The sequence below is a fragment of the Rhodoferax sp. genome (genome assembly GCF_028714215.1).
In the GTDB taxonomy this organism is placed as follows: Bacteria; Pseudomonadota; Gammaproteobacteria; order Burkholderiales; family Burkholderiaceae_C; genus Rhodoferax.
In genome coordinates this window covers 16599-30679 of record NZ_JAQTMS010000065.1, presented here as the reverse complement: position 1 = coordinate 30679, position 14081 = coordinate 16599, and the positions used below count along the sequence as shown (strand labels likewise).

General features: G+C 61.5%; 16 protein-coding genes. 8 read left to right on the top strand and 8 right to left on the bottom strand.

The genetic code is table 11. The annotated features are described in order from the left end of the window. Positions 1 to 183: 183 nt before the first annotated feature. The 3 genes from PHS32_RS21285 to PHS32_RS21275 all read right to left on the bottom strand — a co-directional run bounded on the left by PHS32_RS21285 (position 184) and on the right by PHS32_RS21275 (position 3505). Positions 184 to 1320: a branched-chain amino acid ABC transporter substrate-binding protein gene (locus PHS32_RS21285; protein ID WP_301081360.1), complete on the bottom strand. Its 1137-nt coding sequence runs from the start codon at positions 1318 to 1320 to the stop codon at positions 184 to 186. An 80-nt stretch (positions 1321 to 1400) separates the two neighbouring features. Further along, a complete protein-coding gene (glyA, locus tag PHS32_RS21280; protein WP_301081358.1) occupies positions 1401 to 2687 on the bottom strand; it encodes a serine hydroxymethyltransferase in 1287 nt (428 codons plus the stop codon). A 5-nt stretch (positions 2688 to 2692) separates the two neighbouring features. Beyond that, the gene (locus PHS32_RS21275; RefSeq protein WP_301081355.1) at positions 2693 to 3505 is read right to left on the bottom strand and encodes a phytanoyl-CoA dioxygenase family protein; all 813 of its coding nucleotides are present in this window, start codon (positions 3503 to 3505) and stop codon (positions 2693 to 2695) included. A 156-nt stretch (positions 3506 to 3661) separates the two neighbouring features. Here PHS32_RS21275 and PHS32_RS21270 point away from each other — a divergent pair, with 156 nt between their 5' ends. Further along, positions 3662 to 4141: an Lrp/AsnC family transcriptional regulator gene (locus PHS32_RS21270; protein ID WP_301081354.1), complete on the top strand. Its 480-nt coding sequence runs from the start codon at positions 3662 to 3664 to the stop codon at positions 4139 to 4141. Positions 4142 to 4216: 75 nt separating this feature from the next. Further along, positions 4217 to 4738, top strand: a complete 522-nt coding sequence (locus PHS32_RS21265; RefSeq protein ID WP_301081352.1) for a DUF2817 domain-containing protein — start codon at positions 4217 to 4219, stop codon at positions 4736 to 4738. A gap of 392 nt (positions 4739 to 5130) precedes the next feature. Here the strand turns inward: PHS32_RS21265 and PHS32_RS21260 are convergent, their stop codons facing one another. Next, positions 5131 to 7392: a heavy metal translocating P-type ATPase gene (locus tag PHS32_RS21260; protein WP_301081350.1), complete on the bottom strand. Its 2262-nt coding sequence runs from the start codon at positions 7390 to 7392 to the stop codon at positions 5131 to 5133. A gap of 155 nt (positions 7393 to 7547) precedes the next feature. Between PHS32_RS21260 and PHS32_RS21255 the strand changes: the two genes are divergently transcribed. Genes PHS32_RS21255 through PHS32_RS21240 form a run of 4 tightly spaced genes read left to right on the top strand, consistent with a single transcriptional unit; the run spans position 7548 to position 9101 of the window. Then, positions 7548 to 7745 carry a heavy-metal-associated domain-containing protein gene (locus PHS32_RS21255; protein WP_301081348.1) on the top strand — a complete coding sequence of 66 codons (198 nt, stop codon included), beginning with the start codon at positions 7548 to 7550 and terminating at the stop codon, positions 7743 to 7745. After that, the gene (gene cueR / locus PHS32_RS21250; protein WP_301081347.1) at positions 7742 to 8200 is read left to right on the top strand and encodes a Cu(I)-responsive transcriptional regulator; all 459 of its coding nucleotides are present in this window, start codon (positions 7742 to 7744) and stop codon (positions 8198 to 8200) included. Before PHS32_RS21255 ends, cueR begins: the two co-directional genes overlap by 4 nt. Continuing rightward, positions 8200 to 8853, top strand: coding sequence for a Crp/Fnr family transcriptional regulator (locus tag PHS32_RS21245; protein WP_301081344.1), 654 nt, complete (start codon positions 8200 to 8202; stop codon positions 8851 to 8853). Before cueR ends, PHS32_RS21245 begins: the two co-directional genes overlap by 1 nt. A gap of 50 nt (positions 8854 to 8903) precedes the next feature. Beyond that, on the top strand, positions 8904 to 9101 hold the full coding sequence (locus tag PHS32_RS21240; RefSeq protein ID WP_301081337.1) for a DUF2892 domain-containing protein: 198 nt from the start codon (positions 8904 to 8906) through the stop codon (positions 9099 to 9101). Positions 9102 to 9117: 16 nt separating this feature from the next. On the opposite strand, the gene PHS32_RS21235 is transcribed toward PHS32_RS21240, so the two are convergent. Together PHS32_RS21235 and kbl are read right to left on the bottom strand one after the other, a co-directional pair. Next, positions 9118 to 10062 carry an NAD-dependent epimerase/dehydratase family protein gene (locus PHS32_RS21235; RefSeq protein ID WP_301081334.1) on the bottom strand — a complete coding sequence of 315 codons (945 nt, stop codon included), beginning with the start codon at positions 10060 to 10062 and terminating at the stop codon, positions 9118 to 9120. Between the two features lie 10 nt (positions 10063 to 10072). Beyond that, positions 10073 to 11287: a glycine C-acetyltransferase gene (gene kbl / locus PHS32_RS21230; RefSeq protein WP_301081332.1), complete on the bottom strand. Its 1215-nt coding sequence runs from the start codon at positions 11285 to 11287 to the stop codon at positions 10073 to 10075. 96 nt (positions 11288 to 11383) lie between these two features. On the opposite strand from kbl, the gene PHS32_RS21225 reads away from it, so the two are divergent. Next, positions 11384 to 11974, top strand: a complete 591-nt coding sequence (locus tag PHS32_RS21225) for an XRE family transcriptional regulator (RefSeq protein ID WP_301081330.1) — start codon at positions 11384 to 11386, stop codon at positions 11972 to 11974. 29 nt (positions 11975 to 12003) lie between these two features. Here PHS32_RS21225 and PHS32_RS21220 read toward each other — a convergent pair whose 3' ends face one another. After that, on the bottom strand, positions 12004 to 12900 hold the full coding sequence (locus PHS32_RS21220) for a recombination-associated protein RdgC (protein WP_301081328.1): 897 nt from the start codon (positions 12898 to 12900) through the stop codon (positions 12004 to 12006). A gap of 187 nt (positions 12901 to 13087) precedes the next feature. Between PHS32_RS21220 and PHS32_RS21215 the strand changes: the two genes are divergently transcribed. Next, positions 13088 to 13636 (top strand): Spy/CpxP family protein refolding chaperone, encoded by a 549-nt coding sequence (locus PHS32_RS21215; RefSeq protein WP_301081326.1) that lies wholly within the window; start codon positions 13088 to 13090, stop codon positions 13634 to 13636. Between the two features lie 66 nt (positions 13637 to 13702). On the opposite strand, the gene PHS32_RS21210 is transcribed toward PHS32_RS21215, so the two are convergent. Further along, entirely contained in the window at positions 13703 to 14068 is a 366-nt protein-coding gene (locus PHS32_RS21210) for a glutaredoxin domain-containing protein (RefSeq protein WP_301081323.1), read from the bottom strand. Positions 14069 to 14081: the final 13 nt, after the last annotated feature.

The window sequence follows — 14081 nt, the reverse complement described above, 5'->3', positions numbered from 1 at the left end:
CCGGTCCGCATGACCAAGTCCTTGCATCAAATAGGCCATATAGTGGTCGAATTCTTTGGCAACGCCCATCTCATCCCCTTGAATGGAAAGATAAACGTATCATGCCATATTTTGTGACACAGTAAGATTAGGCAGAATCGCATGCGTTGCCTAAAACCGGCCTGAGCAGTTACGAAAGATCAATCAGTTGAGGGCAATCTTCTTGTTTTCCTTGTAGGTATACAAGGTCATGGAGGGGTTCTTCAACTCGCCATTGGACTCGAACTGCACCTTGGTCGTAACGCCTTGGTAGTTGGCGTCAGCCAGCTTCGGCAGGTAAACCTTGGGATCGCTACTGTTGGCACGCCGCATGGCGTCGACCAGGACGTGCACTGCGTCGTAAACGTAAGGGCTGTAGACCTGGAATTCTCCAGGGTACTTGGCGTCATAACGAGCCCTCCAGGCTTTACCCCCAGGCATTTTGTCCAGCGAGGCCCCGCCTTCGGCACAGATCACGTTGTCCAGCGTTTTGGCGCCGGCAGCCTGCTTGATCAGGTTTAACGAGCAGATGCCATCGCCACCGAAGTACTTGACGTTGGTCAGACCGAGTTGCTCCATCTGGCGCAGCATTGGGCCGGCTTGAGAATCCATGCCGCCGAAAAACACGCCTTCGGGCTTCTTGGCCCTGATGGCGGTCAGGATGGCCATAAAGTCAGCGGCCTTGTCGGTGGTATATGACTGATCGACTATGGCGATGCCTTTCGAGCTGGCGGTCTTCTTGAACACCTCGACGATGCCTTGACCGTAAGCGCTGCGGTCGTCAATCACGGCGATGCGCTTGAGGTGAAGGACGTCGGCAGCGTACACGGCCAAGCCGGCACCCAGTGCGTTGTCATTGGCCAGCAGACGGAAGGTGGTTTTGTAGCCAGGCTTGGTCAGGTCGGGATTGCTGGCGGACGGCGTGATGTGGGGAATGCCGCACTCGTTGTAGATCTTGGCGGCAGGAATGGTGGTGCCGGAATTCATATGACCCACGACGCCGGACACTTTGGCGTCGCAGAGTTTCTGCGCGACGGCTGTGCCTTGCTTGGGCTCGGCTGCGTCGTCTTCAGCCATGAGTTCAAGTTTGACCCTCTTGCCGCCAATCACCACGCCGGCGGCGTTCAAATCGTCAATGGCCAGGCGGGCGCCATTTTCGTTGTCTTTTCCGTAGGAGGCCTGGGCACCGGAAATCGCGGCAGCGTGACCAATTTTCACAACCATGTCTTGAGCCATGGCAACTGTTGCACCCAAACACGCAATCATGCAAGTTGTCGAAATGCGATTTATCTTCATACTAATCTCCTCTTGGTTAAGTGAAAAACGGACCGATCCGGGAAACCGGCAGGGCGCCATTCCGCCGCGCTGCTGTGCTTCGACCGCTAAGGCGGCAAGTGCCCGCCATAGAGGGGGAACCTGGCGCACAGTTGCGCCACACGCCTGGTAAGCACTGTGTTTGCCTGCGCATCCGGATCACCTGCTGTCCTGAGCGCGGCAGCGACGATGTCGGCCACCTCGCCGCATTCGGCCTCGCCCATGCCGCGCGTCGTGATGGCCGAGACCCCCAGACGCAGGCCGGTGGACTGGGAGAAGTCTTCGGGATCGCTCGGCAGCAAAATCTTGTTCGCACCGATACCCAGCGTGTCGAGGCGACGGGTTGCGGCAGCCCCGTCAATCGCGAGTGGGCGCAGGTCCGCCACGACAAACGGCGTGTCCGTGCCGCCGGTAACAAGCACGATACCCTGCTTGGTCAGCGCGGCGCCAAGCGCGCGCGCGTTAGCCAACACCTGCGCGCTGTAGCGCAGGTAGCCGGGCTGCAGCGCTTCATGGAAACTGACGGCCTTGGCCGCCATGAGCTGCACCAGCGGTGTGCCCTGCAACCCGGGGCAGACGGCCGCGTCGATGCGCATCGCAAGGGCGAGGTCGTTGCTCAGGATGAAGCCACCACGCACGCCACGGAAGTTCTTGTAAGTCGTCGAGGTGATGATGTCCGCGTGTGGAAACGGGTGCGGGAATAGACCGGCCGCGACCAGGCCCGCAACGTGCGCGATATCGACCATCAGATGCGCGTTGACTGATCGCGCGATGGCGGCGAAGCGCTCGAAGTCGATCGCGCGCGGATAGGCCGTGGCCCCAGCGATGATCAGCTTCGGCTTGAATTGAAACGCCTGGCGCTCGACATCGTCGTAATCGATCAGGCCTTCCGGCATACGCACGCCATAGTGCACCGCGTTGAACCACTGCCCCGAAAGATTGGAGGCTTCGCCGTGGCTGAAGTGTCCGCCGGCCGAGAGCTTCATGGCTAACACCGTATCACCCGGGCGCAACAGCGCCAGAAAGATCGCCTGATTCGCCTGAGTGCCCGAGTGCGGCTGGACGTTGGCGAATCGGGCGTTGAAGAGTGCGCAGGCGCGTGCTATCGCCAACTGTTCAATCGCGTCCGCGTTTGGCGAAGGACCATGGAAGCGCGCGCCAGGGTAGCCCTCGACAGTGGTGTTGCCGAGGATCGAGCCGGACACCTCAAGTTGTGCTGCGCTGACGTAGTTCTCGGACGCGATCAACTCCAGGCGCTGGCTTTGGCGCAGCGACTCGGACGCAACCAACGCAGCGATTTCCGGATCCACGAACTCGAGCGCAGACTCGAAGTGATTGCGTTGCCGAGGCGACATATGGGTCACGGGGCAGCCTTCGCCCGCAGGCAGTCATCCGATGCTGTGACAAGCGGCGTGAAATCACGCTCATGCTGGAACACCAGCGGCTGGTTGTCGGTCATACGGGTCATGCGGTTGCTCACCGGGTTGACGATGGATGAAGCGATGCGACGGGACCAGGGCGAGATGTTGGCTCCGGACACGTGCAGCAACAGGTCACCGAAGATCAGCCCGGTGCCACGCGGACCCTTGATTGAAACCAGACCTGTCTTGTTGACTGTCTCGCGCACGACATCGTTCGGCACCGTCCACAACTCCCAAGCCTTGCTGTCAACGTTCTTGACCGATGACACTTCCATTGAAGACACGTCCATTCGCTGCGAACCGGGCGCAAAGTACAAGGGGCCGTTGAATTCCGTCACGTCATCCAGAAAGACATGCAGATTCAACGCCAACGGCAATGGAACGCCGTCACGGTTGTGATGGGTCGCAAAGTCGGTGTGCCATTCATAGCCGGCACCGACAAATGGGGCCTTCAGGTTGATCTTGCATTGCTGCAGGTAAAGCGGCGTGTCCTCGCCGAGAATCTGCCGGGCCGGCTCCAGTAGCCTGGGGTGGCGTGAGAGCAGATCGAAGACGCGGCTGCGTTTGTGGATCGAATGCAGGTTTCTCACCTCCTTGCCGCCTGCTTCGAGGGCATTCTCCGGGCGCGTCTCGGCCAGCAGTCTGTCGATCTCAGCAGTCAGGAGGTCGACCTCTTCGTTTGAAAACAAGGAAGGAAGGATCAAAAAACCTTGTGTCTGGAAGAGGGTCATCTGCTGTGGGGTTAGCTTCATCGTCGTTGGTCCTTTGAGTCAAGTTGATGCAGGTCATCCGGACTGCATATGAAACCTAATGGTAGTGAACGTGTGTTGGAATTTGGCACCAAATATTCCAACAAATGTCACTTCTGTTAGAGTTTTATGCTTAGAGACTGAATATCGGTGGACAAAATGACTCCTCCCCCCCTAGACCGAATAGACATCCGGATCCTCGAGGCATTGCAAGAGGATGGCCGCCTGTCAAACGTGGAACTGGCAGCGAAGATCGCGCTATCACCAACCCCATGCCTCAGGCGAGTCAAGCAACTTGAGCAAGACGGGGTGATAGAGCGTTACCGAGCGCAATTGAACAGACGCAAGATTGGTTTGGCGATTACCGCGTTCGTCCACATCAATCTCAACAGCCACGGGCCGCAAGCAATCAAGGCGTTCCTGGCCGGCGTCGCGCTGATCGACGAAGTCGTCTCCTGCCATGGCATTACCGGGCCTATCGATTTCTTGCTCGAAGTGGTAGCACCAAGCTTGGAGGACTACTCCAATGTGACGCTCGGACGCCTGGGCGGGTTACCGGGGGTCAAGGCACTTCAAACCAGCTTCGCCCTGCGCTCGACCAAGGATGGTCATCGGCTACCCTTGACCCAGTTGGCATAGGCACGAACCCGGGATATGTACGCTCGCAGTAGGCCAGCAAAAGCCCTGCGCCGGAACGAGTTCGTCTTCCCTGCCATGGAGAAGATTCGCGTTTCGATGCAAGCACTTCTGTCGACGCCGATACGTTTCTCGGCAGCGAACGTCGTGGGTGCACCGAATATTTACCGTCGGAACCAAGTTTGGGGGAAAAGTGGCGCCTGTGAACGCATTTTTGCAGGGAAAAGTGGCGATGCGGCCGCGCTGGCACGTGCCCGTGAATGGTGGGGTGGCAAGGGCGCCACGCCCGTCAAGATCGTCGACGATGGAACATCCGTGTCTGCTCCCGCAACGGGCCTTATATGGCATATCATTTATGAGGAATGTCCACAGGCGGAGATCACGCCTCTGTGCCTGGAGTGCGGTACCCAGCCCACGATGCAGGTGTTGAAAGCGCTTCGGGCCGAACAATGGTTGACGCTTCATCCCGATGCGCCGGTCGCACAAGCAGCGGGTATCAAGCGGGGCCTGCGCGATGCCTTCTATGTCGACACCGCGGCGTGGAAGGAAAAAATCGTCGACCAGGCGCGCCAGGCGATGCTGCAAGCACTTTCACTGTAAGAGCGGTCTAAAGTCATCTCGTTGATTCGCCAAAATCGGCAGCCCCCGGGGTCCGCCATTGGCATGTGGGATCAACTCTCGACTTGTACAAACGTTTGGCTCCGTTGCGACGACGGTGCAGGCGTGCACGAGGGTCCCGATTGGCATCGCACGGAGTGTGATCTTTCTCGGTGAATCCCTGACACTTGCGTCGCTGCCAGATCCATGTTCGACAGACGTCCATCCTCTTGCAAGACGTCGAGGACTCCGATGTCGACTCGCTCCAAGAGGGTGTTGGTCGTTGGCAGGTAAGCCACCACAACAGTTCCAGCAAGCTCGATAACATCGCGCCACTATAGTCCTGCCTGATCGCTTCGGACACACATTTCAACAGTGCCGTAGTCTAATTTGGTTCACAACTTCCCCGGCTTCCAGCGTTTCAGCAGCAGCGCATTGCTCATCACGCTGACCGAGCTCATGGCCATGGCCGCGCCGGCCACCACCGGGTTCAAAAAGCCCAGCGCGGCCAGCGGTATGCCGGCCACGTTGTAGGCAAAAGCCCAGAACAGGTTTTGCCGGATCTTGGCGACGGTGCGGTCCGAGATGTCCAGCGCCGCCGCCACCAGCAGCGGGTCGCCGCGCATCAGCGTGATGCCGGCGGCGTGCATGGCGACGTCGGTGCCCCCTCCTCCCGGGTTCGCCATGGCCATGCCAACGTCGGCGGCGGCCAGTGCCGGCGCGTCGTTGACGCCGTCGCCGACCATTGCCACCACGTGGCCGCCCTCCTTCAGCCCCATCACTTTCGCCGCCTTGTCGCCGGGCAGCACCTCGGCCAGCACTTCGCCCTCCAGCGGGCGCAGGCCCAGGCGCAGCGCCATGGCCTCGGCGGCGCCCCGGTTGTCACCCGAAATCATCACGGTCTTGATGCCGCGGGCCCGCAGTGCCGCCAGTGCCTCTTTGGCGCCGGGCTTGGGTTCGTCGCCAAAAGCCATCAGGGCACGCAGCGTCAGGCCTTGCGTGGTGCGTTCGGCCAGGGCCGACACGGTGGCGCCTTGCGCTTGCAGCGCGGTGGCCTCAACCGCCATGGCGTTGATGTCGATCTTGAGCTCTTCCATCCAGCGCAGGCTGCCGAGCAGAAAACTGCGCACACCGACCTCGCCTTCGCTGCCGCGGCCCGGCACGGCGCGCACATTGTCCGGAGCGGCGAAGCTCAGGCCCAGTTCCTGCGCGCGGCTGATGACGGCGCGTGCCAGCGGATGTTCGCTGCCGCTTTGCAGACTGGCCGCCGCCTTCAAAACTTCGTCTTCCACCATGCCAGGCGCCACCCGCAAGGCAGTCAATTTGGGGCGGCCCACGGTCAGGGTGCCGGTCTTGTCAAAGGCCACGATGTCGACCTTGTGCGCCAGCTCCAGCGCCTGCGCATCCTTGATCAGGATGCCATGTTGCGCGGCGACACCGGTGCCGGCCATGATGGCCACCGGCGTCGCCAGTCCCAAGGCGCAGGGGCAGGCGATCACCAGCACTGCCACCGCGTTGATCAGCGCCAGCTCGAACGCGTGGCCGCTCAGCCACCAGCCCAGCAAGGTGGCCAGCGCGATCAGCAGCACCACCGGCACAAACACCGCGCTGACCTGGTCCACCAGACGCTGGATCGGCGCCTTGGCGGCCTGCGCGTCTTCCACCAGGCGGATGATGCGCGAGAGCACGGTCTCGCTGCCGACTGCGCGCACCTGCATCACGACGCGGCCCTCGCCGTTGATGGAGCCGCCGGTCAGCGCCGCCGCCGCCGGGTCGCCGTCGGCGCCCGGCAGCGGGTGTTTTTCCACTGGCAGTGGCTCGCCGGTCAGCATCGACTCGTCGACCTGGGTTTGGCCTTCCAGCAGCACACCGTCGACCGGAAAGCGCTCGCCCGGTTTGACCACCAAGCGGTCGCCCACCAGCACCTCGGCCACCGGCACATCCACTTCGCCGTCCAGGCCGACCAGGTGCGCCACGTCCGGGCGCAAGGCGTGCAGGGCGCGGATCGCCGAGGTGGTCTGGTGCTTGGCGCGCTGTTCCAGCCACTTGCCCAGCATCACCAGCGTGATGACCAGCGCCGAGCCCTCGAAATACAGGTGCACCATGACACCGGGTTCGGCCGACAACCAGAGCCACATCGACAGGGCCCAGCCGGCCGTGGTGCCGATCGACACCAGCAAGTCCATGTTGCCGCTGCGCGCCTTGAGCGCATGCCAGCCCGCTTTGTAAAAGTGCGCCCCCAGAATGAACTGCACCGGTGTCGCCAGCGCGAACTGCAGCCAGGCGGGCAACATCCAGTGCAGACCGAACCATTCGCCCAGCATCGGTAGTACCAGCGGGCCGGACAAGGCCAGCCCCATCGCGATCGGTGCAAAACCGGCCCAGGGCGAGGCGTCTTCGGCCAGCACCGCGGCATCGGCAGCGCGCGGCTCATAGCCGGCATCGCGCACGGCGCGGCGCAGCCGGGCCTCCATCTGTTCACCGGGTGCCACCACGATGCGCGCCGACTCGGTGGCCAGATTCACCGTGGCCAGCTGCACGCCGGGCACTTTTTTCAGCGCTTTTTCGACCCGCGCCACGCACGAGGCGCAGGTCATGCCGCCGACGCCAATGTCCAGCGAGACGGCGGCGGGCGAAGGGGGTGCAACAGTATTCATGGCTGTCATCCTAATCCTTCCCATGATGGCAAGGTCAAGCCCGGGTGCATTTCAACCCTTGGTGCAACAAAGTCGTTGCCGGAGGCTTGACCTTGCCATGGTGGTAAGGTTCACGCTATGCTGCGTACCAAAGTTTTACATACAGGAGTATTTTCATGAAACAAACCTTTACCGTCACCGGCATGACCTGCGGCCACTGCGAAAAAGCGGTCACGCGCGCCGTCAAACAAGCCGACCCGCAAGCCGAAGTCGCTATCGACCGCTCCGCCAACAAGGTCGAAGTGCAGTCGGAACGGCCGCGCGAACTGCTGGCCCAGGCGATTGCTGAAGAAGGCTACGCCGTCGCCGCATGAGTGCCAAGGCACCGGTCCAGGCCGAGATGCTGGACAATACCTTTTGGCCGGTCGCCATTGGCGCGGCGGCACGGCTCTCGAAGGTGTCGGCCAAGATGGTGCGCCACTACGAAGCGCTGGGCTTGCTGCCGCTGGTGGCGCGTACCGACAGCGGCTACCGCCAGTACACCGAGGCCGAGGTGCGCACTTTGCAGTTCATCAAGCGCGCTCGCGAGTTGGGTTTTTCGATGGCCGAGATCGCCGAACTGGTGGGTTTGTGGCACAACCGCAAACGGGCCAGCGCCAGCGTCAAGCGCATTGCCCAGAAGCATGTGAACGAGCTGACACAGCGCATTGAAGCGATGCAGGCGATGCAGCGCACCCTGGCTTCCCTGCTGGACCACTGCCACGGCGACGAACGGCCCGATTGCCCGATACTGGACGATCTGGCCGGCCACCGCTGCCAGGCCGCGTGATGGATTCCGCTGCACTACCGGCAACCCTCTACCCCGCTTTGGCGCAAGTGCGTCCGGCGCTGGCCGAGTTGAGTCCGGCGCTGGCGCCTATGCAGGTGCCGGCAGGCACTACTTTGTTCAGTGAGAATGAACCCTGCCAGGGTTTTCCGCTGGTGATCGATGGCGAGATCAAGGTCTCGCGCAGCTCGGCCGACGGCCGTTCGCTGGAGCTGTACCGGGTGCTGCCGGGCGAGCTGTGCCTGGTGTCGTCAGCTTGCCTGTTTCGCAGCCAGCCGCTGTCGGCGCATGGCAGCACCAGCAAAGCCAGCACCGTGTTGCTGATTCCTCCCGACATTTTCTGGCGCTGGCTGGAAACGCCGGCATTTCGCAATGAGGTGCTGGGCTTGTTTGCCGAGCGCATGACCGATCTCACCAGCCTGATTGACGCGGTGGCTTTTCAAAAACTTGATCGGCGCTTGGCACTGGCCCTGCTGGGCCATGGCCAGCGTCTGGCTATCAGCCATCAGACGCTGGCCAATGAGCTGGGCACGGTGCGCGAAATGGTCACCCGGCTGCTGCGTCGCTTTGAGCGCGAGGGCTGGGTCGCGCTGGGCCGTGAACAGATACAAATCATCAACAGCGCTGCCTTGCGTGACTTCAGTCACAGACGCTGAAGCCAACCAGGCGTCTAATCCGGTCATCAACAACTTCTTGAGGAACACCCATGAAATCAAACGTCGGCGGCATCGACCGCATTCTGCGCATCGTGGTGGGTCTGGTGCTGATTGGTTTGACCCTCAACGGCAACATCGGTGTCTGGGGTTGGCTGGGCCTTGTGCTGGTGGCCACCGGTGCCATCGGCTGGTGCCCGCCTTATGCCATCTTTGGCTGGAGCACTTGCGCGACGAAAAGCAAGGGCTGATGACGGCCTGACTGCGCTATGGCGCCGCACGCCGCAAGTTCTGCAGCATGTCCAGCACCATAGCATCCAGGCCGTACTCGGCGCGCCAGCCCCAGTCGGTCTGTGCGGCCTGGTCATCGATTGAGCGCGGCCAACTGTCGGCGATGGCCTGCCGGAAATCAGGTTGGTACTGCATCTTGAAACCTGGAATGTGGCGCTCGATGGCCGCCGCGAGCTGGGACGGCGCAAAGCTGATGCCGGCGAGGTTGTACGAGCCACGTTCACGTATACAGTCGGCGGGCGCCTCCATCAGCTCTATCGTTGCCCGAATCGCATCGGGCATGTACATCATCGGCAGCGCCGTGCTGGCTGCCAGAAAACTGGTGTACTGGCCTTGTTTCAGTGCCGCGTGGAAGATCTCGACGGCGTAGTCGGTCGTTCCTCCTCCGGGCAAGGTCTTCCAACTGATCAAACCCGGATAACGCAAACTGCGCACGTCCACACCATGGTTGCGGTGATACCAGGCGCACCAACCCTCACCGGCGAGTTTCGATATGCCGTAAACGGTGCTTGGGTCCATCACGGTTTTTTGCGGCGTACGGTCGCGCGGCGTGGAAGGGCCAAAGGCAGCGATGGAACTGGGCCAGAAGACGCGCTGCAACTTGTGGCTGCGGGCGATCTCCAGCACATTGAGCAAGCCCCGCATATTCAGATCCCAGGCCCACCTGGGGTGTTTTTCGGCGTGCGCCGACAAAGCCGCCGCCAGCAGATAAATCTGCGTGATGCGATGACGCTCCACCACCTCGATCAAGGCACCGGTATCGGTGGCGTCCAGCAGTTCGTGCGGCAATCCCAGGACCCGCCCAACGGGCACCAAATCGCTGGTGACCACCGCATCGGGTCCGTGGCGTTGCAGCAGCGCCTGGGTCAACTCGGTGCCGATCTGGCCGTTGGCGCCGATGATCAGAATACGGGTATCCATGGGCCGCCCCCTAGACCAGCAGGCCCAGTTCGCGGCCGGCCTGCGCAAACGCGGACACCGCGCGTTCAAGATCTTCGCGCTGGTGCGCCGCGCTCAGTTGCACCCGGATGCGCGCCTGGCCCTTGGGAACCACCGGGAAGAAGAAGCCGACCACATAAATACCCAGTTCCAGCAGCCGCGCCGCCAGTTGCTGCGCCAAAGCGGCGTCATAGACCATGATGGGTACGATCGGATGTTCACCCGGTTTGATGTCAAAGCCGAGCTGCGTCATGGCGCTTCGAAAATAGCGCGTGTTGTCTGCCAGCTTGTCGCGCAAGGCGGTCGAGCCCTCCAGCAGGTCCAGCACGGCAATCGTGGCACCCACGATGCAGGGGGCAAGCGTGTTGGAAAAAAGATAGGGGCGCGAGCGCTGACGCAACAACTCGATCACTTCGCGCCGCGCGCTGGTGAAGCCACCCGAGGCGCCGCCCAGCGCCTTGCCCAGCGTGCCGGTAATGATGTCGACCTTGCCGAACAGACCGCGATGTTCATGCGTGCCGCGCCCGGTAGCACCCATGAAGCCGCTGGCATGGCAATCGTCGATGCCCAGCAAGGCGCCATATTGGTCGCACAAGGACCGCATGCTGCCCAGTTGCGCAACGGTGCCATCCATGGAGAACACGCCGTCGGTGAAGACCAATTTGTAGCGCGCGCCGTCGCTGGCTGCCTGGCGCAGGCAAAGCTCCAGATCGGCCATGTCGTTGTGCTTGTAGCGGTAGCGTTTTGCCTTGCACAGACGAATGCCGTCGATGATGGAGGCATGGTTCAGCTCATCGCTGATGACGGCGTCTTGCTCGCCCAGCAGGGGTTCGAACAGGCCGCCGTTGGCGTCGAACGCCGCCGCGTACAAGAGGGTGTCCTCGGTGCCAAGAAAACGCGACAAGCGCGTCTCCAGTGTCTTGTGCAGATCCTGTGTGCCGCAAATGAAGCGCACCGAGCTCATGCCATAGCCACGCGTGCGAAGCGCCTCATGGGCGGCCGCGATGACGGCTGGATGCGACGACAAGCCCAGGTAATTGTTGGCGCACAGGTTGAGCACAGCGTGCGAGGATCCGTCACTTGCCAGAGTCTGAATTCTGGCGCCTTGAGGGCTGGTAATCACCCGCTCCGCCTTGTACAGGCCGGCGTCCCGGATAGCCTGTAATTCAGCGCTCAGGTGTCCGTAAAAATCCCGTGTGTTGGTCATGATTTCAATTCCCCTTTTTGTCAGGCACAATGGCGATTCCGTGAATCTCTGCAAGTTTCAGTATATCGAACAATGTCCAGTATATAGGATTTTTGTATGACAAAGCACTCCGCCAGGATAGTCACCAATGAGCCCCCGCGCGTCGGTGATACCTTGGCTACCCTGCGCCAGGCGCAGTCGCTGTCGCTCGATGAGTTGTCACGCAAGGCGGGTGTATCGAAGTCGATGCTGTCGCAAATCGAGCGCGCGCAAGCCAACCCTACGGTGGCCGTGGTCTGGCGGCTGGCCAATGCGCTGGGTGTGCCGATGGGGGATTTGCTGGGCAATTCCCGACCGCCGGCGGCGCCAGCCATTGAGCTGGTTGCCACGCACGCCACGCCATCGCTGCGCAGTCCCGACGGTTTGTGCGAGTTGCGGATTCTGGGTCCGATCGAGCTGGCTGGCCAATTCGAGTGGTATGCACTTTCCTTGCAGGTTGGCGGCGCGCTGGAATCGCAGGCGCACGAGCACGGCACGCGCGAACACCTGACGGTCATCTCCGGTTCGCTGGAAGTGGTTTCAGGCGATGCGCAACAGCGTCTCAAGAACGGGGAGACGGCGCGTTACGCGGCCGACCGGCCGCACACGGTTCGCAATCTCGGGAAAACAGCGGCCAGCGCCTGGCTGGTGGTGAAGCACCCGGCCTGAAGTGCCATCGGGACACAAGCCGCATTTGGTCAGGCGGGCAGCAGCTCGCCACCCAACGCTTCCAGCAAATCGGGCAGCAGTTTGCGCAGTTCACCGGTGGCGATGGCTGTATCGGCATCGAAACCATCGTCCTTGCCGCTGGAGGCGCCTTCGAACACCACTTCCAGAAATGCCAGCTTTTTGAGTTGCAGGCTCTCGGTCAGGACAAAGGAGACGCGGTCGTCCCAGGTCAGCGCCAATCGGGTCGGCAGCTTGCCTTCCATCACATGTTTTTTGACTTCGTCGTTGTCCAGCGGGTGGCGTGAATACCGCACCTGGGCCTTGGATTCGTCGGCCGCCTTCAGTTCGCATTCGCGGTCGACGCTGAAGCCGGCCGGCGCCTCCTGGCTGGTCAACCACTGAGACATGGCGGCAGTCGGTGAAACCCGGGTGTTGATCAGGGTCAAGGCCAGGCCATCAAGGGACTTCACCAGTGCCGTCACCACTTCATCCGATTTGGCCTGACTGGCGGCATCGATGACCAGCAGTTGCGCCTCCCGGTCAATCCATACGCCGACGCTGGACTGTTTGGTGAACGCCATCGGCAGCAGTTCCAGCCGGATGTCGTCCCGGATGTCGCGGGTTTCCTTTTTGCCCGGTTTGCGCCCGCTGCCGGCCTCGATCTGGGCGACGCGTTCTTTCACCTTGCGCGTCACCACCGAGCCCGGAAGGGTGCGGGTTTCTATCATCAGTTTGAGCATCAACTGCCCGCCCACCGCCTCCACCAGCGGGCCGTTCGCCTCGCCCCGGGGCTCGATCCAGCCCAGCGATTTCTCCTGGCTGGCACCACATTCCACAAAGCGCGCACCTTGGAGGCCCTCCTCCATCTGCGCCACGCTGGCGGACCACCCAGGTCCGATTCGATACACGATCACGTTCTTGAACACTTGCACCCTTTTTGAAGATGGATTCGATTGCCGAAACGTCGATCATCCCATCAAATCGGGCCGAATCTTTTGCGCAACTTTACAAACCCTCATCCGGGGCTCACGCAACAGATACAGATACAGCCGACACTGGAGCTCAGCCTGATGCCAAGTTTCGAGCGTCAGACCTATTCAAGAGGAAGCTCACATGAAATCAGCCTTTAAACCCTTGTTGCTGGCCGCCATTTTGACCAGCGCGAGTTTTGTTGCCTTTTCGCAAGCTCCCGGCATGGGGCCGGGGGGTGCCATGATGGGCGCCGGCCCCATGCACCAGGGCATGGGCCATCCCGGCATGGGCAGGATGGATCCGGCCAAAATGCAGGCCCGGATGGAAAAGCGCCTGGCCGTGCTGAAAGCGGTGCTCAAGCTGACACCGGCTCAGGAAGGCGCCTGGACCAGCTTCACGGCGTCCTTGAAGCCGCCGGCCGACCTGCAGGTCAAACACCCTGACGCCATCGAAATGGCCAAGCTGACCACACCCGAGCGCATCGACAAGATGAAGGCCGTGCACACCCAGCACATGAACGACATGAACGCCGCCATGGACAAGCGGGCTGAAGCCACCAAGACCTTCTACGCCGCGCTGACGCCGGAGCAGCAGAAAGTGTTCGACGCCAGCACGCTGCGCCATTGGGTTTTTGCCGGTCACAGGGGTGGCCCGCGCGACGGCAAGGGTCCGCTCCAGCCCAAGCCATAAGCCGGATCGCAGGCCACTGTCAGGCAAGGCCGGTGCTCGCAGTCAGCGGACACCGGCCTGTTTCATTCAAGCCAGCAGTGTTTTCAGCTCGCCACTGTCAATCAGTTTGATCAAGTCATCGGCGCCGCCGACCAGCACACCTTTCACAAATACCATGGGCATGGTGGGCCAGCCGGTCCAGAGCTTGAGGGCATTGCGTTGGCGCCAGTGGTTGAAGTAATTGCCGTACTCCAGGTATTGGTAGGCGACGCCGGCGGCGTCCAGCGCTTGACGCGCTTTTTTGGGAAATGGGTTCATGCCCATGCCCACCACCAGCACCGGATGTTTGGCGACCGCAGCCTGAACTTCACGCACAATGGCTTGTTCGTGGTTGGCGATTCTGTCCCGAATGGCGGGATGAATGTTCGATTCGTCAAGTATCGGACGGGGCATGGCAATCTCCTTG